Below are 25329 nucleotides of genomic sequence, written 5' to 3'. Positions count from 1 at the left end.
GATGAGAAACCCGGGCGCTGTCGTGTGCTCACGCCGCCGCCCGGGCGAATGGATTACTTGTCGGAACTGTCGGAAGACTCGCCGTCTTTCGGCTTCTTCTTGCCGCCCCAGTCGAATTCCTTGATCTTCCATTGGGCGCTGGTCGGCGGGCCGCTTTGCGCATCGCCGGGGGTGGAGCTGCCGAGTTGTTCTTTCGGTTTCAGGTAATAGGTGCTGGGACCCGACTGGACCTTGATCTCCTTGGTCTGTCCGTGATCGCGGCGTTCTTCGATCTTGTTGCCGCTGCCCTGGCCGTCGCCCGGCTTCCTGATGGTCACGGCCGGCGGCTCGCCTTCATCCAGCGTCTGCAGCTCGGGTGGCGGAGGCGCAGGCTTGTCCGACACCGCCTGGGCGTGGACCAGGGAAGACAACATCAGCAGGGAGAAGCAAAGCGACGCGGCGGACCGGCTTCGGGTAATCATGATGAACTCGCAATCTGGACAGGGATGAGATGGGCTCATTGTAACAAACCAATCAGCACGAACCCGCATCCTCGAGAAAGCGGGTCATCATACATATGGGGGCGGGTTGACTATCCTCAACGATTTTTTTGTCCCCGGTCCGCCGGCGCGGCTTTGCCGACGGTTTCCTGCAAGATCTTCCAGGCGTTGCCGCGGCGCGCCAGCAGCAGCGTTTTCCGGCTGGTCTCCGCGAAGTTGTCGGCAAGGTATTGCTGCGTGAATGTGACCGTCGCCGTATCGCCGGCCAGCTCGATCTGCGGTGCGACGACCGTGACGGCGATGCGCTTGCGCCCGTCGATGCGCGCACGGCGTTGGGCCGCCCAGCTGCTGCGGCTTTCGCCGTTGGGCGGGCGGAAATCTCCGGCGTAATGGCCAAGGTAGGCGTCGACATCCTTGTTGCTCCAGTCGGCGGCCCAGGCCTGTACGGCAGCGAGCACGGCGGCCTGTTCTTGCGGCGGTGCGACGGCGTCGCTCTTTGCGACCGCGACTGCAGGCACGGCGGGCAGCGGTCGCTTCAGTTGCGCCAGCGCCTGTACGGCAGGTGTGTGGTTTTGCGCGGCAGCGCGCGCATACCATTGCGCCGCCGTGTTTTCGTCAGTGCGTACGCCATAGCCTTTCTGGTACATCTTGCCGAGACTGTATTGCGCCAGCGGCTGGCCTTGTGCCGCAGCTTTTTCCAGCCACGACAGCGCCAGGCGGAAATCCTGCGCCACGCCGTCGCCGTTGAGGTACATCGCACCGAGGTTGGTTTGCGCCAGGGCGTTGCCCTGTTGCGCGGATTTGCCCAGCCATGCCAGCGCCGCTGCGGCGTCCTTCGGTACGCCGTCGCCCATCAGATAGGTTGTGCCGAGGCTGTACTGCGCGTTGGCGTGGCCCTGGTTTGCCGCTTTTTGCAGCCACAGCATTGAGGCAGGCTGGTCCTTGGGGACGCCGTTGCCGCTGCTGTACATCTGCGCCAGCGCGTATTGGGCGTCGGCGTTGCCGCTTGCGGCGGCATCGGCGACTTGCACCGCCGCCGGCGAAAGCGCGCCGGCGTGGGCCGCATTCGATTGCGCCTGGGCCATGGTCTGCATAAGGACAATAATGACAAACGCAAAGGCGAGCGCAACGGCAAACGAAAACAAGCGGCACAGGCGGTATCTTGTGGTCATGTACAGTCCGTCCGGCAATTGGTGAGGAGGCGCTGCCTGCGCGCAGGCCCATTGATGAAGCTGCTTCGATGGACGCGGTGCATTTTTGTTCAACGCCTTGCCGATTATGGGAAAATTTCTTCGTGTATATAGAAAAAATACTGAAATCCCATAAAAAAAGCCCGCAACATCATCGTTGCGGGCCGGCGTGTTCGACACGCTGCCGGACTTGCTTACACGGACTTGCCTACAGATACATGCCGGTTTGCTGTTCGCTGTCGCTGTCGGCGCCCGGCGGTTTTTGGCGTGCTTCATAGAATTTCTGGATCGCGATGACCACTTCCGCAGGATCATCGATGACTTGCAGCAAATCGAGATCCTTGGGCGAGATCATGCCGTCGTCGATCAACTGCGTCTTGATCCATTCCATCAGGCCGCTCCAGAATTTGCTGCCGACCAGGATCACCGGCATCAGGCGCGATTTGCCGGTCTGCATCAGGGTCAGCGCTTCGGTCAGCTCGTCCAGCGTGCCGAAACCGCCCGGCAACACCACGTAGGCATCGGCATATTTGACGAAGGCGACCTTGCGCGCGAAGAAATGACGGAACGACAAAGAGATATCCTGCCAGCCGTTGCCGTGCTGTTCGTGCGGCAGTTCGATGTTCAGGCCGACCGATGGCGAGGCGCCGTCGAAGGCGCCTTTGTTGGCCGCTTCCATGATGCCGGGGCCGCCGCCCGAGATGACCGCAAAGCCAGCGTCGGAAAGGCGTCGCGCGATATCGACGCACAAGGCATAATGCGGATCGTCCGGTTTCGTACGTGCAGAACCGAAGATGGAAACGGCAGGTCGCAGCTCCGACAGACGTTCGGTCGACTCGATAAATTCTGCCATAATCGTGAGTACATGCCATGACTCGCGCGCCTTCTTGGCGGTGGCGCGCTCGATGTCATCCACTTCCCGCAGTCGCGGTACATTTTTTCCTCTAAGTTCCATATGCAAAAAACCTTGTTGTTAGTTGATGGTTCCAGTTACCTCTATCGTGCATTTCATGCCTTGCCGGATATGCGTAACGCGGAAGGCGCGCCGACCGGTGCGTTGTACGGCATCATCAATATGTTGCGCCGACTGCGTAATGATTATCCTGCAAGTTACATCGCTTGTATATTCGACGCCAAGGGAAAAACTTTCCGTGACGACTTGTACACCGAGTACAAGGCTACACGCAAATCGATGCCCGAGGATCTGGCGTTGCAAATAGAGCCTATTCACGCCGCCGTGCGCGCCTTGGGCTGGCCTATCCTGATGGTCGAAGGCATCGAGGCCGACGACGTGATCGGCACGCTGGGCGTGCGCGCCGCGGAAGTGGGACTCAAGACCATCGTCTCCACCGGCGACAAGGACATGGCGCAACTGGTCAACGATCACGTCACGCTGGTCAACACCATGAGCAACGAAACCATGGACCGCGCCGGCGTCATCGGCAAATTCGGCGTGCCGCCGGAACGCATCGTCGATTACCTCAGCCTGATCGGCGATACCGTCGACAACGTCCCCGGCGTTGAAAAATGCGGTCCCAAGACCGCCGTCAAATGGCTCACCCAATACGACTCGCTCGACGGCGTCATCGCCAATGCGGAAAAGATCACCGGCGTGGTCGGCGAGAACCTGCGCAAGGCCTTGCCGTGGCTGCCGCAGGCGCGCGTGCTGGTGACCATCAAAACCGACTGCGATCTGTCGGCGCACATGGGCACCATCCTCGATTCGCTCACCGTGCAAGCCAACGACAACGCCGCCCTGCGTGAGATCTACACGCGCTACAACTTCCGCACCTGGCTGCGCGAACTCGACAGCGCAGCAGATACCGGCAATGCAAAGACGGCCGCCGCCACGAACACCGACAGCGATGCGCCGGCAGCTTCGGCATCGTCAGCATCGGCGACCGCGCAAGGCGGCTTGTTCGACGCCAGCGCCGCCATTGTCAAAGAATACGAAACCGTGCTGACCGAAGCGCAACTCGACGCGTGGCTGGAAAAAATCAACGCCGCCGCGCTCACGGCGGTGGACACCGAAACCACTTCGCTGGTTCCCATGCAGGCGCAACTGGTCGGCATCTCGCTGTGCTGCGAAGCGGGGCGCGCCGCCTACATTCCGGTCGCGCACAACTACCAGGACATGCCGGCGCAACTGCCGCGCGAGCTGGTGCTGAACAAGCTCAAGCCATGGCTGGAAGACGAGAGCAAGCCCAAGCTCGGACAGAACCTGAAATACGACAGCCACATCTTCGCCAACCAGGGTGTGCAATTGCGCGGCATCGTGCACGACACGCTGCTGGAATCCTACGTCTTCGAGTCGCACCGCACGCACGACATGGACAGCCTCGCGCTGCGCCATCTCAACCGCACCACGATCAGTTATACCGACGTATGCGGCAAGGGCGCGTCGCAAATCACCTTCGATCAGGTCGAGATCGGCCGCGCCACCGAATACGCGGCAGAAGACGCCGACGTCACGCTGGCCCTGCATCAGGCCATGTGGCCGCAGATTGAAAACGACGCCAAGCTGCGCACCATCTACGAAAAGATCGAAGTGCCGACTTCGGTCGTGCTGCAAAAGATCGAACGCAACGGTGTGCTGATCGATGCCGCCATCCTGGCGACGCAATCGAACGAGCTCGGCAAGCGCATGCTGGAAATCGAACAGCAAGCCTACGAACTGGCGGGCCAGCCGTTCAACCTGAATTCACCTAAACAGCTCGGCGAAATCCTGTTCGAGAAATTGCAGCTTCCGGTGGTGAAGAAGACGCCGTCCGGCACGCCCTCAACCGACGAAGAAGTCCTGCAAAAGCTGGCGGAAGATTATCCGCTGCCGAAGATCCTGCTCGACTATCGCGGCCTGTCCAAGCTGAAGTCGACCTACACCGACAAGCTGCCCAAGATGGTCGATCCGACCACCGGCCGCGTGCACACCAATTACGCGCAGGCGGTGGCGGTCACCGGCCGTCTGGCGTCCAACGATCCCAACCTGCAAAACATTCCGATCCGCACCGCGGAAGGCCGCCGCATCCGCGAAGCCTTCATCGCGCCGCCGGGCAGCACCATCGTCTCCGCCGACTATTCGCAGATCGAGTTGCGCATCATGGCGCACATCTCCGAAGACGCGAACATGCTCAATGCCTTCGCCGACGGCGAAGACATTCACCGCGCCACCGCCGCGGAAATTTTCGGCGTCGGCCTGGGCGACGTCACCAGCGAGCAGCGCCGCTATGCCAAGGTCATCAACTTCGGCCTGATCTACGGCATGAGCGCCTTCGGCCTGGCCGGCAACCTGGGCATCGAACGCGCCGCCGCGCAGATGTATATCGAGAAGTATTTCCAGCGCTTCTCCGGCGTCAAGCAGTACATGGACAACACGCGCCTCGAAGCCAAGTCGCAAGGCTATGTGGAAACCGTCTTCGGTCGCCGCCTGTGGCTGCCGGAAATCAATTCGCCCAACGGCCCGCGCCGCCAGGGCGCCGAGCGCGCGGCGATCAATGCGCCCATGCAGGGCACCGCCGCCGATCTGATCAAACTGGCAATGATCGCCGTGCAGGGCTGGCTGGAGCGCGACGGCATGAAGTCGAAACTGATCATGCAGGTGCACGATGAACTGGTGATGGAAGTGCCGGATGACGAGTTGGCAATCGTGCGTGAAAAATTACCTGAACTGATGAAAAATGTTGCAGACCTGAAGGTGCCTTTGCTGGCCGAACTGGGGGCCGGCAAAAACTGGGACGAAGCCCATTAACAGGGCTGTGAAGCTACTGCGCGAGCCGGGCTTTGGCCTGCGGTGCTCGACGTACTCCAGTACGTCTGCGCTCCTCGGCCAAATCGCGGCTCGCTCGCTACGCTTCACCGCCCTGTTAAGCGTTCTGTACTTTTCTCTGCTCGCTGCGCTTCGCCACGGGTTTTTCGGATGTAGCGCTACGCTTCCCTCATCGCTTGCCCTGCGTTAACATTCCTGCGCGCATGTTCTGCTTGGTGCAGAATATGCTGTGGCAGTAAATTCGCCGTACTTGACGTAAACATAATAAAAAAGAAGTAACGATCAAAGTTGCATCATCGTCATCGCCCGATGACGGTGGGGGACCGGAAACAAATTAAATAAGCACACAAGAGACACGAAGCTGTTGCGCAGTGAAGTTGGCGGTACGTCGACGGAAAACAAAGCAAAGCAGGTCGACGTATTCGTATTGCCGGTTTCAGGGCGCAGGGGCTTCTCGGGATCATCGGATCAGGCAGAAGAACGAGGAGGCGTCATGGTTGCAGGGATGAAGGTGGGAACGCGACTGGGGTTGGGGTTTGCGTGGGTGGTGCTGTTGCTGATTCTGGTAACGGTGTTCGGTCTGTACAACATGGACCAGATGCAGCGACGGTTTCTGGAAGTGGTCACCGTCAATAATCCGGAGTCCAAGCTGGTCAGCGAGATGGCCGAGACGGTGCAGGAGCGCTCGATCTCGCTGCGCAATCTGATGCTGCAGGGCGGCGCCGACGACATCGAGAAGGAAGCGGCGTATATCAAGGCGCAGACGCAGAAATACCTGGCGGCCGAGCAAAAACTGCGCAAGATGTTCGATAGCGAAACCGGCACCCAGCCGGAGGAAAAAGCCGCACTGCCCAAAATCAAGGCGCAGGCCGATGCCGCGCACAAGCTGATCGATCAGGCCGTGGATCTCGGCCTCAAGCGCGAAGCCTATGAACTGGCGCAATTTCTCAAAGAAGACTATTTGCCGGTGCAAAAGAAATGGCAGGCCGAATTGACGGCGCTGAGCACAATCGAAGAACGGCAAAACGTGGACGCCGCACGCGACAGCACCATCGCCTATGACGCGGCACGCTGGCTGATGCTGATCACTAGCGCAGTCGGCATCATCACGGCGCTGCTGGCAGCGGTATGGATCACGCGCAATCTGCTGAGGAAGCTGGGCGGCGAGCCGGACTATGCGGTCAGCATCGCCGGCCAGATCGCTGACGGCGACCTCGCCGTGCACATCGATACCAAAAAGGGCGACCAGGAAAGCTTGCTCGCCGCCATGAGCGTCATGCGCGACAAGCTCGCCGCGATCGTCGCGCAAGTGCGCACCGGCTCCGAAACCATCAGCACAGCCTCGACCGAAATCGCCCGCGGCAATCTCGACCTGTCGGCGCGTACTGAACAGCAAGCGGGTTCGCTGGAAGAAACCGCATCGTCGATGGAGCAGCTCAATTCCACCGTCAAGCAGAATGCCGAGAACGCCTTGCAGGCCAATCAGCTGGCGGTGGCGGCATCGGATGTCGCCGTGCAGGGCGGCAGCATCGTCTCGCAGGTGGTGGCGACGATGGAGTCGATCAACGCTTCCTCGCAAAAGGTGGTCGACATTATCAGCGTGATCGACGGCATCGCCTTCCAGACCAATATCCTGGCCCTGAACGCCGCGGTGGAAGCGGCGCGCGCCGGCGAGCAGGGGCGTGGCTTCGCGGTGGTGGCGTCGGAAGTGCGCAGCCTGGCGCAGCGTTCGGCCAGCGCCGCCAAGGAAATCAAGGTCCTGATCGGCGATTCGGTCGAGCGGGTCGAGACCGGCAGCAAGCTGGTGGAGCAGGCCGGCGTGACGATGACCAACATCGTCACCAGCATCCGCCGCGTCACCGACGTAATGTCCGAAATCACCAGCGCCAATACCGAGCAAAGCAGCGGCATCGAGCAGATCAACGAAGCCATCATCCAGATCGACGACATGACGCAGCAAAATGCCGCGCTGGTGGAGCAGGCCGCCGCCGCTGCGCAATCGCTGCAGGACCAGGCCGGCAACCTGACGCAACTGGTCAGCGTGTTCAAGCTGGACGGCCGCCAGATCGGCATGACGCAGCCGGAGCACCAGGCGACGCGCACCATCGATATCACGCCGATGCATCCGGAATTGCCGGACGCAGTCGCGGCATAACGGAAAGCCGGGCAGGTAGTGCAAATCATTCCGCAACTCTTGTAGAATGCCCTGCAGCAGTATCCGTAGCACGGCCTGCCTGAAACAAGATCAGGCGGGCCGTGTTTGCATCAACCGTGCTACCGGTTTCTGTTCGTCCTTTGTGCCTTGGCGTCCGATGCAGCACGGCCGTCGGGATGTTGTCCGGCGCCAGCTATTCCCTCACCTCATTCTGCTTTGCATTCTGAACTGGAGATTTTCATGAACGATCTGAAAAACGATGTCGACAGCCTGGTCGGCACTACCGGCCTGCTGGATGCCGGCAATCGCCGCACTTTCATCAAGACTGCGCTGGGCACCGGCTTTGCCGCCGCGGTGCTGCCGGTCTGCGCGCAAACCATGATCAAGACCGACACCGTGGGCCTGACCGCCGGCGAAGTCAGCGTGATGGTCAACGGCACCAAGGTCCCGGCTTATCGTGCCCAGCCGGAAGGCAAGACCAACTTGCCGGTGATTTTTGTCGTCTCCGAAATCTTCGGCGTGCACGAACATATCGCCGATATCGCGCGCCGTTTCGCCAAGCTCGGCTATCTGGCGATCGCGCCGGATTTCTTCGTGCGCCAGGGTAATCCGGCGGTCTATCCGACCATTGCCGAACTGAACAAGGAAATCATCTCCAAGGTGCCGGACGAGCAAATCTTCGGCGACCTCGATGCTTATGTCGCCTGGGCCAAGGACAATGGCGGAAATCCCGACAAGATGGGCATCAACGGTTTTTGCTGGGGCGGCCGCGTGGTGTGGCTGTACTGCGCGCGCAATCCGAAGATCAAGGCGGGCGCCGCCTGGTACGGCCGCATCGTCGGCGAAAAGACGGCACTGCAGCCGCAACACCCGATCGACATCGCGCCGACGCTGAAGGTGCCGGTGCTTGGCCTGTACGGCGGCAAGGACGGGGGCATTCCGGTTGCCACGGTGGAACAGATGAAGGAAGCGCTGGCCAAGACCGGCAACAAGTCGGAGTTCATCGTGTTCCCGAATTCCGGCCACGCCTTCAACGCCGACTATCGTCCCAGCTATGTGGAAGCGGACGCCAAGGAAGGCTGGAAGCGCGCGACGGAATGGTTTAAATCGCATGGCGTGAGCTGATCTCTATCAATCAGTACGGGCTGCGCCAGTTTTTGGTGATGCCCGCACTGATTTGGATCAATGGTTTGCACTGAGGACGGAATTTTCCGTCCTCTTTTTATTTCTCCGGCAATAAAAACCGTGTATCCCGCGCAGATAGGGCATGGCACGCAGATTGCTAGTTTGAAGACTGAGTAGAAGCGGCTAGCCGTCGATCCAAATACCATCGACTGTGGGGCATTGCTCGTGACGCCATCGGAATAGCCCGGTGGCACCTGTGAATTTATAGGACACGAGAAATGCTGCGACGATCTCCGCACTCATGCTGCTCAAGCCTTGCTTCCTTCGCCGGTCTCTGCGGCAACTCCTTTTTTTCTGAACATCCTGCACGCGCTGCGTGCTATGCGACGTTGTTGCCGCCTCACGGAGGCCAGCGATGACGGCCGTGCACGACGCCTTCATGACCGCGGCGCAAACCGCTGCACCGCTGCGCCTGCGCGTGGCGGCGGTGCGTGCAGACGGTTGCGATATCCGCGTCTTCGACCTGTATGCCGACGATGCGCGCAGCTTGCCGGCGTGGACGCCCGGCGCGCATATCAAGCTGTCCTTGCCTGGCGGGCTGGAACGTTGCTATTCACTGTGCAACACGCCCGGCGACGATGGCTTTTATCGTATCGCCGTCAAACGCGAAACGGCATCGCGCGGCGGATCGGCCTGGCTGCACGCGCAAGCCGGCGTCGGCACGCAACTGAGCGCCGGCGCGCCCGTCAACGCCTTTCCCCTGTACGACAGCGAACATCCTGCGGCATTGTTTGCCGCCGGCATCGGCATCACGCCGATCTACGCCATGGCGGCCGACCTGCTGCATCGCGGACGCGCCGCGCAATTACACTACTTCGCGCGCAGCGTGGAGCACGTCGCCTTTCTCTCCCAGCTCTCGCAACCGGTTATGGCCGGACATTGCCACTTCCGCTTCGGCCTGCATGCGGACGACGTCGCTGCCGCCGTCGCGGCGAAACTGACGTTGTTGCCGCGGACAACGCCGCTGTACGTTTGCGGACCGGCGCCCTTCATTGCGCAGGTGCGCGAGCAGGCAGCGCAGCTCGGCTGGCGCGACGCCGACGTGCACTTCGAACTGTTCGCCGCCGCGACGTCTGCGGCCGATACCAGCGCAACGCAAGACCGCGCATTCGAACTGGTGCTGCAACGCTCCGGCGTGCAGTGCATGGTGCAGCCGGGGCAAAGCATCGTCGCTGCGGCAGCAGAGGCCGGCGTGCAGATCGGCACCTCGTGCGGCGAGGGATTTTGCGGCAGTTGCCAGACCGGCGTGCTGGAAGGCGCGCCCGATCATCTCGACAGCGTGCTGACGGAACGCGAGCGCGCGGCCGGCCACTACCTGATGCCTTGCGTATCGCGCTGTCGCGGCGAGCGCCTGGTGCTCGATATCTGATTCGATATTCCAATGACGTACAACAACAACCCACCTGAAAGGAAGGCCATGAGCAAGCGAACATCCCTTATCCGCATCGCCGCAGCAATCGTCGGCGCATTGGCGTTGCAAGTTGCCGCGAGCGCGCAGGCGCAGGAAAAAGTCACCGTGCTGAGCAACTGGTACGCCCAGGCCGAGCACGGTGGTTTCTACCAGGCCGTCGCCAAAGGCATCTACAAGAAGTACGGCATGGACGTCACCATCAAGATGGGCGGCCCTCAGGTCAACAACATGCAGATCCTGGTGGCCGGCCAGGCCGACTTCAGCATGGGTTACGACTTCACCGTGTTGAAGGGCATTGAGCAGGGCTTGCCGCTGGTGACCGTCGGCACGTCTTTCCAATCCGACCTGCAAGGCATGATGACCCATGCCGACGTGCCCAACCTCGGTGCGTTGAAGGACAAGACGATTCTGGTGGCCGGCTCCGGACAGTCGAGCTGGTGGCCATGGTTGAAAGCAAAGTACGGTTACACCGACGCGCAATCGAAGGCTTACACCTTCAACCTGCAACCGTTCTTTGCCGATCCGAATATCGTGCAGCAAGCCTATCCGTCGTCGGAATTGTTCCAGGCGGAAAAGACCGGCGCCAAGGCTAACTTCTTCCTGTTCGCGCAAGAAGGCTATCCGCCTTATGGCACCACCATCATCACCTTGCAGAAGATGGTGGCAACAAAGCCTGATCTGGTGAAACGCTTCGTCAAAGCCACCGCCGAGGGCTGGAAGAGCTACCTGGAAGATCCGTCTGCAGGTAACGCACTGATCAAGAAAGACAACAAGGAAATGGGCGACGAGCAACTGGCTTACGCGGTCAAGAAACTCAAGGAGCTGAAGGTCGTCACCGGCGGCGATGCGGCGAAACAAGGCATCGGCATCATGACCGACGAGCGCTGGAAGAAGACCTACGACACCATGGTGTCGACCGGCTTGCTGAAGGCCGATGTCGACTGGCACAAGGCGTACACCACGCAGTTCGTCAAGGACATGCACGTGATGCCTTGATGGGCGCTTGACCGTCGCCTGCCGGTCTGCTCCGTTCGCTGGCGCAGACCGGATGTCTGAAGTTCATTTGCGTGAGGACGCCATGATTCTCTACACACCACCCAAGACCGCGCAGCGTTTGCCGGTCATCGATTTTGCCGATGCGTTTTCCGGCGATCTCGGCAAGCGCGAAGCCGTCGCCTGGGAGATCCACAAGATCGCCCGCGACGTCGGTTTCTTCTACCTGGTCAATCATGGCGTGCCGCAAAGCCTGGTCGACGGCCAGTTCGATTGGGCGCGCCGCTTCTTTGCCGCGCCGGATGCGGTCAAGCGCGCAGTCGACATGTCGCTGTCGCCGGCCGGCTTCGGCTATGAACGGATCGGCACGCAGGCGTTGGACGACGGTCCGACCGATCTCAAGGAAGGCTTTCAGTTCGGCACCGATCTGCCGCTCGATCATCCCTATGTGCAGCAAGGCGTGCTGCGTTACGGTCACAACCTTTGGCCGCAGGAATTGCCTGGCATGCGCGCCCACGCGCAGCAATATCACGCCGCCATGAGCGTCCTGTCACAGCGGCTGCTGGCGATCATCGCGCTGTCGCTGCAACTGCCGGAGGACTTTTTCTACTTCGCGCTCGGCACGCCGATTGCCACGCAGCGCATGCTGCACTATCCGCCGCAACCGGCTGATGCCCAGCACAACCAGATCGGCGCCGGCGCACATACCGACTGGGGCCTGGTCACTATCCTGGCGCAGGACGACATCGGCGGCCTGGAAGTGCGCAACGCCGACGGCGACTGGGTGCGCGCGACGCCGATCCACGGCAGCTTCGTGGTCAACATCGGCGACCTGCTGCAGCGCTGGAGCAACGACATCTATCACAGCAATGCGCACCGCGTGCGCAACGACAATCCGGTGCCGCGCTATTCGCTGCCGTTCTTCATGGATGGCGATCACGCGGTGACGGTGTCGTGCCTGCCGTCCTGCTGTTCCGACGAGCATCCGGCGCGCTATGCGCCGTGCACCATCGGCGACTACCTTGCGCAGAAAGTACAGGAAACCTTCGGCGCCGCCAGCGTACTGGCTGCGGCGTCATAAATGATTGTGCGGCGAAGGCGACCATGATGGCGCGCCGGCCGCTTGGCCATGTCCTTGCAAGAGCAGGACGCGGCTGGTTTTAAAGGAGTTGCACCATGCTGGTTACGAAACAGAAAGTCTTGCGCAAATTCTGGTACGCGGTCATGCCGATCGCGATGCTGGAAGACGGTCCGAAACCCTTCACGCTGCTGGGCGAAAACATCGTCGTCTGGCTCAAGTCGCCGGGCAAGCCGGCAGCGCTGCAGGATCGCTGTTGCCATCGCACGGCGAAACTGTCCAAGGGATTCGTCGAGAACGGCAACATCGTCTGCGGCTATCACGGCTGGACCTTCGATTGCGCCGGCGCCTGCGTGCGCGTGCCGCAGAACGCCGACGGTTCGGTGCCGGCCGGCGCCATGGTGCAGTCGTACTACTGCGAAGAGCGCTACGGCTATGTGTGGGTGGCGCTGGAAAAGCCGCTGCGCGATATTCCGTTCTTCCCGGAAGAAACCACGCCGGGCTATCGCCGCATCTTCCAGTTCTACGAACGATGGGAGACCAGCGCGCTGCGCATGATGGAAAACTCCTTCGACAATTCGCACTTCAGTTACGTCCATCGCGGCACCTTCGGCCTGTACGATCAGCCCAAGCCGGAGAAGTACGAGATCAACGAAACCGATTACGGCTTTGAAGCGGAAACGCTGGTGCCGATCAAGAACGTGCCGGCCAGCTATCGCGTCACCGGCACCACCGACGACACCACCATGCGCCACATGTTCAATCGCTGGTACCTGCCGTTTTCGCGCCGCTTCGGTTGCCAGTATCCGGACTCCGGCCGGCATCACATCATCTACAACTGCGCCACGCCGATCGACGATGGCTCCATCATGCTGGCGCAATGGCTGTATCGCAACGACACCGAAGAAGATTGCTCCGAAGCCGAGCTGATCGCCTGGGACGCGCCTATCCTGGTGGAAGACCGCGAGATCCTGGAAGCCACCGATCCCGACGCCTGCATCGACGTGCGCCGCAAGCAGGAGTTCCATATGGCGTCCGATCGACCGGGCCTGATCATGCGTCGCATGCTGCTGCAGTTGCTGGAAGAGCATGGCGAATCCGAAGTTTTCCGCAGCAAAGACTAGAGGCCGGGAGCAATGATGAAACGAGACGATCACGCCATGCCGCAACTGGCGGCATGGGAGCAGGGCGCTGCGGAGTCTGCATCCGCGGCCGATGCGGTGCTGAGCGCGCAGCGGGTGGAAAAAACCTATCGCAACGGCACGCGCGCATTGGATGAAGTGAAACTGGACATCCGGCGCGGCGAGTTCGTCTCGCTGCTCGGCCCGTCCGGCTGCGGCAAGAGCACCTTGCTGAAAATGTTCGCCGGGCTGGAAGAGCCGTCGCACGGCCACATCCGCTGGTGGGGCAAGAACCTGGCGACGGTGGGCACGCCGGACCGCACGCTGGCGATGGTGTTCCAGGAAGCGACGCTGATGCCATGGGCCTCGGTGGAGCAGAACGTGCGCCTGCCGCTGGAGCTCAAACACATGCCGCGCACCGAGAGCGACGTGCGCGTACGCGATGCGCTCAAGCTGGTCGGGCTGGATCGCTTTCACGATGCCTACCCGCGCGAGCTGTCGGGCGGCATGCAGATGCGCGCCTCGATTGCGCGCGCGCTGGCGACGCGGCCCAATCTGCTGCTGATGGACGAGCCCTTCGGCGCGCTCGACGAGTTCACGCGCAACAAGCTCGACGCCGACCTGCGCAGGATCTGGAGCCAGCAGGACCTGACGGTGGTGTTCGTCACGCACAGCATTTACGAGGCGGTGTATCTGTCGAGCCGCGTGGTGGTGATGGCGGCGCGGCCGGGGCGGGTGATCGCCGACGTTCCCATCGAAGCGCCGGGCGCCGGCGGTATGCGCGACGATGCTTTCCGCATCTCGCCGGAGTTCATGGGGTATTGCAAGATTCTGTCCGATTATCTGACGCTGGCCAATCAAGAAAACCAGGAAGGAGGGGCACATGACTCCGCTCATCACTAATCCGAAATTTCTGCGCGTCGCCGCCCCGTTCGCTATCGGCGTGGTGCTGCTGCTGGCGTGGCAACTGATCTGCACGGCGTTGGAAGTGCCGGTCTATCTGGTGCCGACGCCGTCCGTTATCGGCAAGACGCTGGTGGCGGACTGGGGCTTGCTGTCCGATTCGCTGCTGGTGACGCTGAAGATCACCTTCATGGCCTTCGTGCTGTCGGTGATCCTCGGCGTGGCGATTGCCTTTGTGTTCGTGCAGAGCCGATTCATCGAAGTCAGCCTGTTTCCGTATGCGATCATCCTGCAGGTGACGCCGATTGTCGCCATCGCACCGCTGATCATCATCTGGGTCAAGGAGCCGACGTTTGCGCTGGTGATTTGCGCGACCATCATGGCGCTGTTTCCCATCATCTCGAATACTACGCTGGGACTGCGCAGCGTCAATCCGGGTTTGTTGAATCTGTTCAGGCTGAACAAGGCGTCGCGCTGGCAGACCTTGCGCCGCTTGCGCATCCCGAGCGCCTTGCCTTACTTCTTCGGCGGCTTGCGGATTTCCAGCGGGCTGGCGCTGATCGGGGCGGTGGTGGCGGAGTTTGTCGCCGGCACCGGCGGCACCGGATCGGGGCTGGCGTATCAGATCCTGCAGGCGGGTTTCCAGCTGAATATTCCGCGCTTGTTTGCGGCGCTGTTTTTGATTACCGTGACCGGGATCGTATTGTTCCTCGCCATGATGGCTTTGTCGCGCGTGGCGCTGGCCGGATGGCATGAAAGTGAAATGGGCTGAACGAATATGCAGGCAATGACGACTTCTTTTTTGATCCGCAACATCGACGCCATCATGACCGGTTTGCCCGGCGCGGCGGCCCGTCATGCCGGGCCGGACATCCGCGTCGTCGACGGCGTTATCGGCGCCATCGGCAAGCTGCCACCCTTGCCGGGCGAGGCGATTGTCGATGCCACCGATTGCATCGCGTATCCGTCATGGGTGAACACGCATCACCATCTGTTCCAGTCCATGCTCAAGGGCGACCCGGCCGGCATCGACGCCTCGCTGACGCCGTGGCTGGCGGCCACGCCTTACCGTTATCGCGCCAAATTCGACGAGAAGCTGTTTCGGCTGGCGGCGCGCATCGGGCTGGTGGAGCTGATGCGCTCCGGCTGCGGCACGGTGGCCGATCACAATTACCTCTATTACCCCGGCATGCCTTACGACACCTCGGCGATTCTGTTCGAGGAAGCCGAAGCGCTCGGCTTGCGTTTCGTGCTGTGCCGCGGCGGGGCGACGCAGACGCGCCAATTGGAGGCTGAATTGCCGACCGCGCTGCGGCCGGAAACGCTGGACGGCTACCTGACCGACATGGAGCGCCTGATCAAGCGTTACCACGACCCCTCGCCGGCGGCGATGCGCCGCGTCGTGATGGCGCCGACCACGCCGCTGTATTCGGCTACGCCGGAAGAGTTGCGCAGCATGGCCGGTTTTGCACGGCGCGCCGGCGTGCGACTGCATAGCCATCTGTCGGAAACCGTCGGCTATCAGGACACCGCGCAGGGCAAGCACCATTGCACGCCGGTGGAGTTCGCCGAACGCTGCGACTGGCTCGGCAACGACGTCTGGTTCGCCCACTTGGTCAAACTCGATCCCTCCGAAATCGCCTTGCTCGGCAAGACCGGCACCGGCATCGCGCATTGTCCGCAGAGCAACGGCCGGCTCGGCAGCGGCATCGCGCCGATCCGGCAGCTGGAAGAGGCCGGCGTGCCGGTTTCCATCGGCGTCGACGGTGCGGCGTCCAACGAAGCGGCCGACATGTTGTCGGAAACCCACGCTGCCTGGCTGATGCAGCGTGCGCGGCGCGGCCAGGAGGCGACGCCGTCCTATGCCGGCGGCAGCTTCGAGGGCGGCGCCGATGCGGCGACGGTGGAAGACGTGGTGCGCTGGGGCACCACCGGCGGCGCCAGGGTGCTGGGACTGGGCAGCCTTGATGGCTTGCAAGTCGGACAACAGGCCGACATCGCGCTGTATCGCCTGGACGATCCGCGCTACTTCGGACTGCACGACCCGGCGCTGGGGCCGGTGGTCGGCGGCGGCCGGCCCTACCTGAAGGCCTTGTATGTGGCCGGCAAGGCGGTGGTCGAAGATGACAACATTCCCGGCGTTGACCTGACGGCGTTGGGACGGGAAGCACGGGAGGCGACGCGGCGTTTGCTGGCGACCTGAACGCATAGCCAGCCCGGCAGTGAGCGCGCGCTCGCCGCCGGGCTGGGGGATTTGTCGTAAAACTGCTAAAATGGCGGGCATGATCAAGCGACGCAAAGCCTTCTCCGCCGACACCTCCGACGCAGCCTTCGACGCGACGGAAACCTCCGATTTTGCGGCCGGCACCGACAAGGCCGCCAAACTCGCCCCCGAGTTCGACCTGACCAATCATTTCCTGATAGCAATGCCGTCGATGCTGGACCCGATTTTCGGCGGCACCGTCGTGTATCTGTGCGAGCACAACCAGAACGGCGCGCTCGGCGTCGTCATCAACAAGCCGACCGACATGACCATGGATGTCCTGTTCGATCGCATCAATCTCAAGCTGGAAATCATCCACGATTCGCCTGACGCCGTGCCCGAGCTGTATCGCAGCCCGGTGATGTTCGGCGGTCCGGTGCAGGTCGAGCGCGGTTTCGTGCTGCATACGGCGATGAGCCAGTTTTCTTCGACCTTGCAGGTGACCGACGGGATTTCCCTGACCACCTCCAAGGACGTGCTGGAAGCGGTCGCCCACGGCGACGGCCCGCAGCAGGTGCTGGTCAGCCTCGGTTGTTCGGGCTGGAGCGCCGGCCAGCTGGAAGACGAACTCGGCCGCAACGGCTGGCTGACCGTCAAGGCCGATCCGGCCATCATTTTCGACTTGCCGGTGGAGCAACGCTTCACGGCGGCGCTGGCCTTGCTGGGCATCGACCCGGTCATGCTCAGCGGCGATTTCGGCCGGGCCTGAGCAGGACTCCGTGGAAACGCTCCTGGCCTTCGACTTCGGCTTAAAGCGCATCGGCGTGGCAATCGGCAATACCCTGATCAAGCAAGCCCAGCCTCTGACCATCATCAGCGCCGCCACCAACGACGCCAAGTTCGCCGAACTCGGCAAGCTGATCGACGAGTGGACGCCGACGCGCTGCATCGTCGGTCTGCCCAGCCATCCCGACGGCGCCGAACACGAGATGACCGTGCGCTGCCGCCGTTTCGCCAACCAGTTGCACGGCCGCTTCGGCGTCGAGACGGTGCTGGTGGACGAGCGCTATTCCTCGGCAGTGATCGAACAACGCCGCGGCGAGCATATCGACGCCGAGGCCGCCGCCATTATTTTGCAGCAATATTTTGACGACACCCATGAGCACAACTAACACTTCCCTGGCGCTTGATGCCGAAGCGCTGTATGCCAAGCTGGCGCAGCAGGTCAAAGCAGGTTTGCAAGGCGTCGGGCACGCCGCCATCGTCGGCATCCACTCGGGCGGCGCCTGGCTGGCTGAACGTCTGGCCGCCGAGCTGCAGCTGAACGAGCGCCTCGGCTTCATCGACGTGTCCTTTTATCGCGACGACTTCGCCGAGAAGGGCCTGCGTTCGGACGTCAAGCCGAGCCAGATCGGTTTCGACGTCGAAGGCGCGACCATCGTGCTGGTCGACGATGTGCTCTACACCGGCCGTACCACGCGCGCCGCGATCAATGAACTGTTCGACTACGGCCGTCCGGCGCGTATTCTGCTGGCGTCGCTGGTCGACCGCGGCGGCCGCGAGCTGCCGATCGCCGCCGACTTCCTGGCCGAGACGATCGCACTCCCCGACAACCAATCCCTGCAACTGCAACGCGCCGACGACGGCCGATTTTCCCTGACGGTGGTCCATGCTTAATCCACAACTGAACAAGAACGGCGAACTGCAACATCTGCTGACCATCGAAGGTCTGCCCAAGGCAATCATCACCAATATCCTCGACACCGCATCGTCCTTCGTCAGCATCGGTGACCGCGAAGTGAAGAAGGTGCCGCTGATGCGCGGCAAGAGCGTGTTCAACCTGTTCTTCGAGAACTCCACGCGCACCCGCACCACCTTCGAGATCGCCTCCAAGCGCCTGTCGGCCGACGTGATCAACCTGAACATTTCCGCCTCCAGCGCCAGCAAGGGCGAGTCGCTGCTCGACACCATCGACAACCTGGCGGCGATGCACGCCGACATGTTCGTGGTGCGCCATTCGCAATCGGGCGCGCCTTACCTGATCGCCAAGCATCTGATCGACACCAAACAATCGCACGTGCACGTGGTCAACGCCGGCGACGGCCGCCATGCCCACCCGACCCAGGGTCTGCTGGACATGTACACGATCCGTCACTACAAGAAGGATTTCACCAACCTGCGCGTGGCCATTGTCGGCGACATCCTGCACAGCCGCGTGGCGCGTTCGGATATCCACGGCCTGACGACGCTGGGCGTGCCGGAAGTGCGCGCCATCGGCCCCAGCACGCTGCTGCCGAGCGGGCTGGAACAAATGGGCGTGCGCGTCTTCCACAACATGGAAGAAGGCTTGAAGGACGTCGACGTCATCATCATGCTGCGCCTGCAGAACGAGCGCATGAGCGGCGCCTTGCTGCCGTCGGCGCAGGAATTTTTCAAGAGCTACGGCCTGACGCCCGAGCGCCTCGCGCTGGCCAAGCCGGACGCCATCGTGATGCACCCGGGCCCGATGAACCGCGGCGTCGAGATCGACTCGGCGGTGGCCGACGGCCCGCAAGCGGTGATCCTGCCGCAGGTGACCTTCGGCATTGCGGTGCGCATGGCGGTGATGAGCATCGTGGCGGGTAATTAATTTATTGGTACATACAGGACAGGACTGACGCTGGGGCAATTTTGCGTCAGTCCCAACGCGGACAAGAGTGGAATAGAGCGCATGAAACTGCACATCAAGAACGGCAGACTGATCGACCCTGCCAACAATATCGACGCGCAACAAGACGTGTTCATCGCCGACGGCAAAGTGGCCGGCATCGGCCAGGCACCGGCCGGCTTCGCGGCCGACAAGACCATCGACGCCGCCGGCCTGGTGGTCGCTCCCGGCCTGGTCGACCTGAGCGCGCGCCTGCGCGAGCCGGGCTATGAATACAAAGCCACGCTGGAATCCGAAATGCAGGCCGCCATGCAAGGCGGCGTCACCAGTCTCCTGTGCCCGCCGGATACCGATCCGGTGCTGGACGAGCCGGGCTTGGTTGAAATGCTCAAGCATCGCGCCAAGTCGCTCAATCAGGCGCACGTGTATCCGCTGGGCGCGCTGACCGTCGGCCTGAAGGGCAAGGCGCTGACCGAAATGGCCGAGCTGACCGAAGCCGGTTGCGTCGGCTTCTCGCAAGCCGATGAACCCATCCTCGACACCACCGTGCTGCTCTCCGCGCTGCAGTACGCCAAAACTTTCGACTACACCGTCTGGCTGCGCCCGCAGGATCCGCATCTCGGCCGTCACGGCATCGCGCACAGCGGTCCCGCCGCCTCGCGCCTGGGGTTGTCCGGCGTGCCGGTGATGTCGGAAACGATTGCGCTCTACACCATCTTCGAACTGGTGCGCGCTACGCGCGCCCGCGTCCATCTGTGCCGCATGTCCTCGGCTGCCGGCCTGGAACTGGTGCGCGCCGCCAAGCGCGAAGGCTTGCCGGTGACCTGCGACGTCGGCGCCCATCACATTCATTTGTCGGACATGGACATCGGCTTCTTCGATTCCAACGCGCGCGTCAATCCGCCGTTCCGCTCGCAACGCGACCGCGACGCGATCCGTGCAGCGCTGCTGGACGGCACCGTCGATGCGATCTGCTCCGATCACACTCCGGTCGACGACGACGAGAAGCTGCTGCCGTTCGGCGAAGCTTCGCCGGGCGCCACCGGCCTGGAACTGCTGTTGTCGCTATCGCTCAAGTGGGCGCAAGAAGCCGGTGCGACCGACGCCGTCAGCAGGGCGGTCGCCAAAGTGACCACGGATGCTGCGCGCGTAGCCGGTCTGGCGGCGGGCGGCCTGAAGGTCGGCGACGTTGCCGATGTCTGCATTTTCGATCCGGCGACACGCTGGACGGTGGAATCCAAAGTGCTGGCCAGCCAGGGCAAGCACACGCCTTTCCTCGGTTACGAACTGAGCGGCCAGGTCAAAACGACCATCGTCGCCGGCCATATCGCTTTCGAACGCTAACCTCAGAAAAAAGCGATGCTTCCTTTTCGCATACTGCGCATGGTTGCGCATTTGTTTCTCGGCATGGCGATCTGCGCCTTCATCTTTCCCTGGATCGGCCCGGCGCGGCGCGAAGGCCATATCCGCCGCTGGTCGCGCAAGCTGCTGGGCATCTGCGGCATCCAGGTGGTGATACGCCGGCTGGACGGCGTGACGGCGCCGCCGCGTTCGCTGATCGTCGCCAATCACATCTCGTGGCTGGATATTTTCGTGGTCAACTCGATGCAGCCGTGCCGCTTCGTGGCCAAATCCGACATCCGCAGCTGGCCTTTCATTGGCTGGCTGTGCGCCAAGACCGGCACGATCTTCATCTCGCGCGGCAAGGCCAGCGACGTGCGGCGGATTTTCAAGGGAATCGTGGAAAGCATCGATGCCGGCGACCGCGTGGCCTTCTTCCCGGAAGGCACCACGGCGGCGCAGGGCAAACTATTGCCTTTCCACGCCAACCTGTTTGAGGCCGCGCTCGACGCCAGGGTACCTGTGCAGCCTTATGCTTTGCGTTATCTGGACGCGCAGGGGAATTACCACTCGGCGGCCGACTTCATCGGCGACACCACGATCGTGGAAAGCATCCTGGCGATCTTGCATGCGCGCTCGATGACGGCGGAACTGACGCAGCTGCCCTTGATTCCGACCGACGGCGCTCATCGCCGGGAGCTGGCAGTCATTGCGCGCAAGGCGGTGGCGGACGGGCTGGGCTATGTGCCCGAGGATCTCATGCGAACTGCTCCGCCCGCGAGCACTGCACCTGAAATAAAGCCCGATCCTCAAGTCGTATCGCAGTAAGCTTGCCGCCCCAGACGCAGCCTGTGTCGAGTCCGATCAGGTTGGGGCGCAGCGTCAATCCCAGCGATGCCCAGTGGCCGAAGACGCAGGTGACGTCCTCGGTCCGGCGGTCGGGCATGTCAAACCACGGTATATAGCCTGGAGGTGCCGCATCCAGGCCTTCCTTTATCGAAAAATCGATGCCGCCGTCGGGCCGGCAGAAGCGCATGCGCGTGAGGGTATTGATGATGCAGCGCAAGCGGTCGTAGCCTTGTAAATCGTCGCTCCATACGGAGGGCTCGTTGCCGTACATGTGGCGCAGGAAGTCGACCCAGTCGGGACCGCGCAGCATGGTCTCCACTTCATGCGCCAACGCCATGGTCTTTGCCGCATCCCAGTCCGGGAATATCCCCGCGTGAAACAGCAAATGGCCTTGTTCAAACAGGGCCAACGGACGATGGCGCACCCAGTCGATCAGTTCGTCGCGATCGGGGGCGTTGAGAATGTCGTCCAGGGTATCTGTGGCATGTTGCTGGCGGATGCCTTGCGACACCGCCAGCAGGTGCAGATCGTGATTGCCCAGCACGGCCTTGGCGCGCGCGCCCAGCGCCCGCAACTGGCGTAATGTTCCCAGCGATTGCGGGCCGCGGTTGACCAGGTCGCCGACGAACAGGAAGTCGGCGTCCGAGGATGAGTTGTCGATCAGGGTAAGCAGGTTTTGCAGCTGCTGGCCGCAGCCTTGGAGGTCGCCAATGGCGTAGGTGGGCATGAGGGAGGTAGGCAAGGGTCTAATGTCGAAGATGCAATGATGTTATCGGACTTTTTTCATACTAGAGAGTATGACTGAAGCCGTTTTTCCCGAACAGGGGTTTGTTGGGCGGCGAGTTCGCCGTTAAAGATGCTGATTTTGTGTCTTGAATGCCTATCTGGGTGCGTTATCGGGCTCATTCGCGCGTTTTGCCAGTAAAATTGCGAGCTAAACTGAATATTGAGTGTAACGAGGTAAAGATGATGTTCGCGTCTGATTCATGGACAGGGTGCCGCCGCCAGCCCGCATTGCCAGCGGAGTCGGCACGTCGATGACGCATACCCAGCGTAAGGGCATCATTCTGGCCGGTGGTTCCGGCACCAGACTGTACCCTGTCACCCAGGCTGTTTCCAAGCAGCTGCTGCCGGTGCATGACAAGCCGATGATCTACTATCCGCTGTCAACGCTGATGCTGGCCGGTATCCGGGACATCTTGATTATCTCGACCCCCTACGATTTGCCGATGTTTCAGCGCCTGCTCGGTGACGGCAGTGCGTGGGGGATATCCCTGTCCTATGCGGAGCAACCGTCTCCCGACGGTCTTGCGCAGGCTTTCACCATCGGTCGCAGTTTCATCGGCGGCCAGCCGTCGGCGCTGATTCTCGGCGACAATATCTTTTACGGCAATGAGTTCGAATCCCAACTGAAAACCGCGGACAAGCAGCAGGAAGGCGCTTACGTATTCGCGTACTACGTGACCGATCCGGAACGCTATGGCGTCGTCGATTTCGACGAGCAGCGCCGCGCCATCAGCATCGAAGAAAAGCCGGCCGCGCCAAGCTCCAACTACGCCGTCACGGGTTTGTATTTCTACGATCAACAGGTCTGCGACATCGCCGCAGATGTCAAACCTTCCGCGCGAGGCGAGCTGGAGATCACGGACATCAATCGCGTCTACCTGGAACAAAAACAGTTGAGCGTCGAGGTCATGGGACGAGGTATGGCCTGGCTCGATACCGGCACGCACGAATCTTTGCTGGACGCCGGGCAATTCATCGCCACGATAGAAAGCCGGCAGGGCCTCAAGATCGCCTGTCCCGAAGAAATCGCTTATCGGAAAAAATACATTTCCGCGCAGCAACTTGAAGAGTTGGCGCAACCCTATATCAAGAACAGTTACGGCAAGTATCTTCTGCGCCTGTTGAATGCCAAAATGTTTTAATCAGAATCTGCGTGATTCATTCTTACGAAAATAGAGAAAAGTAAATGAGTAAAGTTGCATTGATTACCGGCGTCACCGGGCAAGACGGAGCCTACCTGGCGGAGCTGCTGTTGGACAAGGGCTACGAGGTCCACGGCATCAAACGCCGCACATCGCTACTCAATACCGATCGTATCGATCATCTGTACCAGGATCCGCACGAAAAAAATGTGCGCTTTAAACTGCACCACGGCGACCTGACCGACTCGACCAGTCTGATCCGCATCATTCAACAAGTGCAGCCAGACGAAATCTACAACCTGGCGGCGCAGAGCCACGTCGCGGTGTCATTCGAAGAACCGGAATATACGGCCAACTCGGACGCACTGGGTGCATTGCGAATCCTGGAAGCCATCCGCATCCTGAAGCTGGAAAAGAAGACCCGTTTCTATCAGGCCTCGACTTCGGAGCTGTACGGCCTGGTGCAGGAAACGCCGCAGAAGGAAACCACGCCGTTTTATCCGCGCAGCCCCTATGCCGTCGCCAAACTCTATGCGTACTGGATCACGGTCAACTATCGCGAAGCCTATGGCATCTACGCCTGCAACGGCATCTTGTTCAATCACGAAAGCCCGATTCGCGGCGAAACCTTCGTTACCCGCAAGATTACGCGTGCACTGGCCCGCATCAAACTGGGCCTGCAGGAATGCCTGTATCTGGGCAATCTGAATGCGCTGCGCGACTGGGGGCATGCGCGCGACTACGTGGAAATGCAATGGTTGATGCTGCAACAAGAGCAGCCTGAGGATTTCGTCATCGCCACCGGCGTGCAATACAGCGTGCGCGATTTCGTCGACGCCGCAGCCAGGGAAATTGGTATGCAGGTGCGATGGGAAGGCGAGGGCCTGGAAGAAAAAGGCTACGACGCCAACGGCAAATGCATCGTCGCAGTTGACCCGCGTTACTTCCGCCCTGCGGAAGTCGAGACCTTGCTGGGAGACGCGACGAAGGCAAAGGAAAAACTGGGTTGGACGCCCAAGACGTCGTTTGCCGATCTGGTCGCAGAAATGGCGCGTGAAGATCTGAAATCCGCCGAACGTGACGAACTGGTCAAACGGCACGGCTACAACGTCATCGACAACCGTGAGTAAACTGGATATGGCGACGATGAACAAAGATGCGAAGATTTATGTGGCTGGCCACCGCGGCATGGTCGGTTCCGCCATCGTGCGGAGGCTGCAGGCCGGCGGATACGCCAATATCCTGACGCGCACGCACGGCGAACTCGATTTGCTGGACCAGGCGCGCGTACATGCGTTTCTGGAGCAGGAGCGTCCGGATTACATCTTCCTGGCCGCAGCCAAGGTGGGCGGCATTCAGGCCAATAACATTTATCGCGCGGATTTCATTTATCAAAACCTGCAGATGCAAGCCAACGTCATCGGCGGCGCGCACCAGGCCGGCATCCGCAAGCTCATGTTCCTCGGTTCGTCGTGCATTTATCCGCGCGATTGTCCTCAGCCGATCAAGGAAGAGTATTTGCTGACCGGGCCGCTGGAAAGTACGAACGAGCCCTACGCGATCGCCAAGATTGCGGGCTTGAAAATGTGCGAGTCCTTCAATCGTCAATACGAGACCGAGTACGTCACAGTCATGCCGACCAATTTGTACGGTCCGAACGACAACTACGACCTCTCCAACAGCCACGTATTGCCGGCGCTGTTACGCAAAGCGCATGAAGCGAAATTGCGCGGCGACAAGAAGCTGGTCGTATGGGGCTCAGGCAAACCGATGCGCGAATTCCTCTATGTCGACGACATGGCCGATGCCTGCGTGTTCCTGATGGAACAGGGCGCGGGTAGCGGCGCCTACAATGTCGGAACAGGAACGGATGTGACGATCCGCGAACTTGCCGAAACCATTTTGAAAGTGGTTGGTTTCGATGGCGAAATTGAATTCGATAGCAGCAAGCCGGACGGTACGCCGCGCAAGTTGCTGGATGTCTCCTTGCTGGCAGGCCGGGGCTGGCGGGCGAAGGTTCATTTGGAAGAAGGTATCAAAAAGACTTACGCGAGTTATCTGGCTTCCATTGCCAACGGGTAAG

General features: G+C 61.2%; 23 protein-coding genes. 19 read left to right on the top strand and 4 right to left on the bottom strand.

The annotated features are described in order from the left end of the window. Positions 1 to 53: 53 nt before the first annotated feature. From AKL25_RS21415 to AKL25_RS21405, 3 genes are all read right to left on the bottom strand, one after another. The gene (locus tag AKL25_RS21415; RefSeq protein ID WP_157050724.1) at positions 54 to 461 is read right to left on the bottom strand and encodes a DUF2782 domain-containing protein; all 408 of its coding nucleotides are present in this window, start codon (positions 459 to 461) and stop codon (positions 54 to 56) included. Positions 462 to 577: 116 nt separating this feature from the next. After that, on the bottom strand, positions 578 to 1651 hold the full coding sequence (locus tag AKL25_RS21410; RefSeq protein WP_167541924.1) for a L,D-transpeptidase Cds6 family protein: 1074 nt from the start codon (positions 1649 to 1651) through the stop codon (positions 578 to 580). Between the two features lie 226 nt (positions 1652 to 1877). After that, positions 1878 to 2624, bottom strand: coding sequence for an LOG family protein (locus AKL25_RS21405; RefSeq protein ID WP_050479737.1), 747 nt, complete (start codon positions 2622 to 2624; stop codon positions 1878 to 1880). Between AKL25_RS21405 and polA the strand changes: the two genes are divergently transcribed. The 16 genes from polA to AKL25_RS21325 all read left to right on the top strand — a co-directional run bounded on the left by polA (position 2625) and on the right by AKL25_RS21325 (position 21297). Continuing rightward, positions 2625 to 5414, top strand: coding sequence for a DNA polymerase I (polA, locus tag AKL25_RS21400; RefSeq protein WP_050479736.1), 2790 nt, complete (start codon positions 2625 to 2627; stop codon positions 5412 to 5414). Between the two features lie 511 nt (positions 5415 to 5925). Continuing rightward, positions 5926 to 7587 carry a methyl-accepting chemotaxis protein gene (locus tag AKL25_RS21395; RefSeq protein WP_050479735.1) on the top strand — a complete coding sequence of 554 codons (1662 nt, stop codon included), beginning with the start codon at positions 5926 to 5928 and terminating at the stop codon, positions 7585 to 7587. 240 nt (positions 7588 to 7827) lie between these two features. After that, positions 7828 to 8712, top strand: coding sequence for a dienelactone hydrolase family protein (locus AKL25_RS21390; protein WP_050479734.1), 885 nt, complete (start codon positions 7828 to 7830; stop codon positions 8710 to 8712). A gap of 415 nt (positions 8713 to 9127) precedes the next feature. Next, positions 9128 to 10141 carry a PDR/VanB family oxidoreductase gene (locus AKL25_RS21385; RefSeq protein ID WP_050479733.1) on the top strand — a complete coding sequence of 338 codons (1014 nt, stop codon included), beginning with the start codon at positions 9128 to 9130 and terminating at the stop codon, positions 10139 to 10141. 48 nt (positions 10142 to 10189) lie between these two features. Further along, the gene (locus tag AKL25_RS21380) at positions 10190 to 11179 is read left to right on the top strand and encodes an ABC transporter substrate-binding protein (RefSeq protein ID WP_050479732.1); all 990 of its coding nucleotides are present in this window, start codon (positions 10190 to 10192) and stop codon (positions 11177 to 11179) included. 52 nt (positions 11180 to 11231) lie between these two features. Next, the gene (locus AKL25_RS21375; RefSeq protein ID WP_240475823.1) at positions 11232 to 12257 is read left to right on the top strand and encodes an isopenicillin N synthase family dioxygenase; all 1026 of its coding nucleotides are present in this window, start codon (positions 11232 to 11234) and stop codon (positions 12255 to 12257) included. A gap of 95 nt (positions 12258 to 12352) precedes the next feature. Continuing rightward, positions 12353 to 13378 (top strand): aromatic ring-hydroxylating dioxygenase subunit alpha, encoded by a 1026-nt coding sequence (locus tag AKL25_RS21370; RefSeq protein ID WP_050479731.1) that lies wholly within the window; start codon positions 12353 to 12355, stop codon positions 13376 to 13378. A 15-nt stretch (positions 13379 to 13393) separates the two neighbouring features. Continuing rightward, on the top strand, positions 13394 to 14278 hold the full coding sequence (locus AKL25_RS21365) for an ABC transporter ATP-binding protein (protein ID WP_050479760.1): 885 nt from the start codon (positions 13394 to 13396) through the stop codon (positions 14276 to 14278). Continuing rightward, a complete protein-coding gene (locus tag AKL25_RS21360) occupies positions 14259 to 15050 on the top strand; it encodes an ABC transporter permease (protein ID WP_050479730.1) in 792 nt (263 codons plus the stop codon). The genes AKL25_RS21365 and AKL25_RS21360 overlap by 20 nt, the downstream gene beginning before the upstream one ends. A 15-nt stretch (positions 15051 to 15065) precedes the next feature. Next, a complete protein-coding gene (locus AKL25_RS21355; protein WP_050479759.1) occupies positions 15066 to 16481 on the top strand; it encodes an amidohydrolase family protein in 1416 nt (471 codons plus the stop codon). A gap of 70 nt (positions 16482 to 16551) precedes the next feature. Then, entirely contained in the window at positions 16552 to 17250 is a 699-nt protein-coding gene (locus tag AKL25_RS21350; protein ID WP_050479729.1) for a YqgE/AlgH family protein, read from the top strand. 10 nt (positions 17251 to 17260) lie between these two features. Further along, complete coding sequence (gene ruvX, locus AKL25_RS21345; protein ID WP_050479728.1) at positions 17261 to 17653, top strand: Holliday junction resolvase RuvX; 393 nt, start codon at positions 17261 to 17263, stop codon at positions 17651 to 17653. After that, positions 17640 to 18158 (top strand): bifunctional pyr operon transcriptional regulator/uracil phosphoribosyltransferase PyrR, encoded by a 519-nt coding sequence (gene pyrR, locus AKL25_RS21340; protein WP_050479727.1) that lies wholly within the window; start codon positions 17640 to 17642, stop codon positions 18156 to 18158. The genes ruvX and pyrR overlap by 14 nt, the downstream gene beginning before the upstream one ends. After that, positions 18151 to 19110 (top strand): aspartate carbamoyltransferase catalytic subunit, encoded by a 960-nt coding sequence (locus AKL25_RS21335; RefSeq protein ID WP_050479726.1) that lies wholly within the window; start codon positions 18151 to 18153, stop codon positions 19108 to 19110. Before pyrR ends, AKL25_RS21335 begins: the two co-directional genes overlap by 8 nt. An 81-nt stretch (positions 19111 to 19191) precedes the next feature. Then, the gene (locus AKL25_RS21330; RefSeq protein WP_050479725.1) at positions 19192 to 20472 is read left to right on the top strand and encodes a dihydroorotase; all 1281 of its coding nucleotides are present in this window, start codon (positions 19192 to 19194) and stop codon (positions 20470 to 20472) included. 15 nt (positions 20473 to 20487) lie between these two features. Beyond that, the gene (locus tag AKL25_RS21325; RefSeq protein ID WP_050479724.1) at positions 20488 to 21297 is read left to right on the top strand and encodes a lysophospholipid acyltransferase family protein; all 810 of its coding nucleotides are present in this window, start codon (positions 20488 to 20490) and stop codon (positions 21295 to 21297) included. On the opposite strand, the gene AKL25_RS21320 is transcribed toward AKL25_RS21325, so the two are convergent. After that, positions 21227 to 22045, bottom strand: a complete 819-nt coding sequence (locus tag AKL25_RS21320; protein WP_050479723.1) for a symmetrical bis(5'-nucleosyl)-tetraphosphatase — start codon at positions 22043 to 22045, stop codon at positions 21227 to 21229. The two genes, AKL25_RS21325 and AKL25_RS21320, sit on opposite strands and share 71 nt — an antisense overlap. 310 nt (positions 22046 to 22355) lie before the next feature. Here AKL25_RS21320 and rfbA point away from each other — a divergent pair, with 310 nt between their 5' ends. Genes rfbA through AKL25_RS21305 form a run of 3 tightly spaced genes read left to right on the top strand, consistent with a single transcriptional unit; the run spans position 22356 to position 25328 of the window. Then, a complete protein-coding gene (gene rfbA / locus AKL25_RS21315) occupies positions 22356 to 23246 on the top strand; it encodes a glucose-1-phosphate thymidylyltransferase RfbA (protein WP_050479758.1) in 891 nt (296 codons plus the stop codon). A 44-nt stretch (positions 23247 to 23290) separates the two neighbouring features. Further along, the gene (gmd, locus tag AKL25_RS21310) at positions 23291 to 24376 is read left to right on the top strand and encodes a GDP-mannose 4,6-dehydratase (protein WP_050479722.1); all 1086 of its coding nucleotides are present in this window, start codon (positions 23291 to 23293) and stop codon (positions 24374 to 24376) included. A 16-nt stretch (positions 24377 to 24392) separates the two neighbouring features. Beyond that, on the top strand, positions 24393 to 25328 hold the full coding sequence (locus tag AKL25_RS21305) for a GDP-L-fucose synthase family protein (RefSeq protein ID WP_050479721.1): 936 nt from the start codon (positions 24393 to 24395) through the stop codon (positions 25326 to 25328). Position 25329 lies beyond the last annotated feature (1 nt).

The sequence above is a fragment of the Herbaspirillum rhizosphaerae genome (genome assembly GCF_001189965.1).
In the GTDB taxonomy this organism is placed as follows: Bacteria; Pseudomonadota; Gammaproteobacteria; order Burkholderiales; family Burkholderiaceae_D; genus Herbaspirillum; species Herbaspirillum rhizosphaerae.
This window is presented reverse-complemented; position numbering and strand designations above follow the sequence as displayed.

Bases quoted from the DNA above. Each gene is read 5' to 3' on its own strand.
- AKL25_RS21415 (WP_157050724.1), bottom strand. From the start codon at position 461: ATGATTACCCGAAGCCGGTCCGCCGCGTCGCTTTGCTTCTCCCTGCTG.
- AKL25_RS21410 (WP_167541924.1), bottom strand. From the start codon at position 1,651: ATGACCACAAGATACCGCCTGTGCCGCTTGTTTTCGTTTGCCGTTGCG.
- AKL25_RS21405 (WP_050479737.1), bottom strand. From the start codon at position 2,624: ATGGAACTTAGAGGAAAAAATGTACCGCGACTGCGGGAAGTGGATGAC.
- polA (WP_050479736.1), top strand. From the start codon at position 2,625: ATGCAAAAAACCTTGTTGTTAGTTGATGGTTCCAGTTACCTCTATCGT.
- AKL25_RS21395 (WP_050479735.1), top strand. From the start codon at position 5,926: ATGGTTGCAGGGATGAAGGTGGGAACGCGACTGGGGTTGGGGTTTGCG.
- AKL25_RS21390 (WP_050479734.1), top strand. From the start codon at position 7,828: ATGAACGATCTGAAAAACGATGTCGACAGCCTGGTCGGCACTACCGGC.
- AKL25_RS21385 (WP_050479733.1), top strand. From the start codon at position 9,128: ATGACGGCCGTGCACGACGCCTTCATGACCGCGGCGCAAACCGCTGCA.
- AKL25_RS21380 (WP_050479732.1), top strand. From the start codon at position 10,190: ATGAGCAAGCGAACATCCCTTATCCGCATCGCCGCAGCAATCGTCGGC.
- AKL25_RS21375 (WP_240475823.1), top strand. From the start codon at position 11,232: ATGTCTGAAGTTCATTTGCGTGAGGACGCCATGATTCTCTACACACCA.
- AKL25_RS21370 (WP_050479731.1), top strand. From the start codon at position 12,353: ATGCTGGTTACGAAACAGAAAGTCTTGCGCAAATTCTGGTACGCGGTC.
- AKL25_RS21365 (WP_050479760.1), top strand. From the start codon at position 13,394: ATGAAACGAGACGATCACGCCATGCCGCAACTGGCGGCATGGGAGCAG.
- AKL25_RS21360 (WP_050479730.1), top strand. From the start codon at position 14,259: ATGACTCCGCTCATCACTAATCCGAAATTTCTGCGCGTCGCCGCCCCG.
- AKL25_RS21355 (WP_050479759.1), top strand. From the start codon at position 15,066: ATGACGACTTCTTTTTTGATCCGCAACATCGACGCCATCATGACCGGT.
- AKL25_RS21350 (WP_050479729.1), top strand. From the start codon at position 16,552: ATGGCGGGCATGATCAAGCGACGCAAAGCCTTCTCCGCCGACACCTCC.
- pyrR (WP_050479727.1), top strand. From the start codon at position 17,640: ATGAGCACAACTAACACTTCCCTGGCGCTTGATGCCGAAGCGCTGTAT.
- AKL25_RS21335 (WP_050479726.1), top strand. From the start codon at position 18,151: ATGCTTAATCCACAACTGAACAAGAACGGCGAACTGCAACATCTGCTG.
- AKL25_RS21330 (WP_050479725.1), top strand. From the start codon at position 19,192: ATGAAACTGCACATCAAGAACGGCAGACTGATCGACCCTGCCAACAAT.
- AKL25_RS21325 (WP_050479724.1), top strand. From the start codon at position 20,488: ATGCTTCCTTTTCGCATACTGCGCATGGTTGCGCATTTGTTTCTCGGC.
- AKL25_RS21320 (WP_050479723.1), bottom strand. From the start codon at position 22,045: ATGCCCACCTACGCCATTGGCGACCTCCAAGGCTGCGGCCAGCAGCTG.
- rfbA (WP_050479758.1), top strand. From the start codon at position 22,356: ATGACGCATACCCAGCGTAAGGGCATCATTCTGGCCGGTGGTTCCGGC.
- gmd (WP_050479722.1), top strand. From the start codon at position 23,291: ATGAGTAAAGTTGCATTGATTACCGGCGTCACCGGGCAAGACGGAGCC.
- AKL25_RS21305 (WP_050479721.1), top strand. From the start codon at position 24,393: ATGAACAAAGATGCGAAGATTTATGTGGCTGGCCACCGCGGCATGGTC.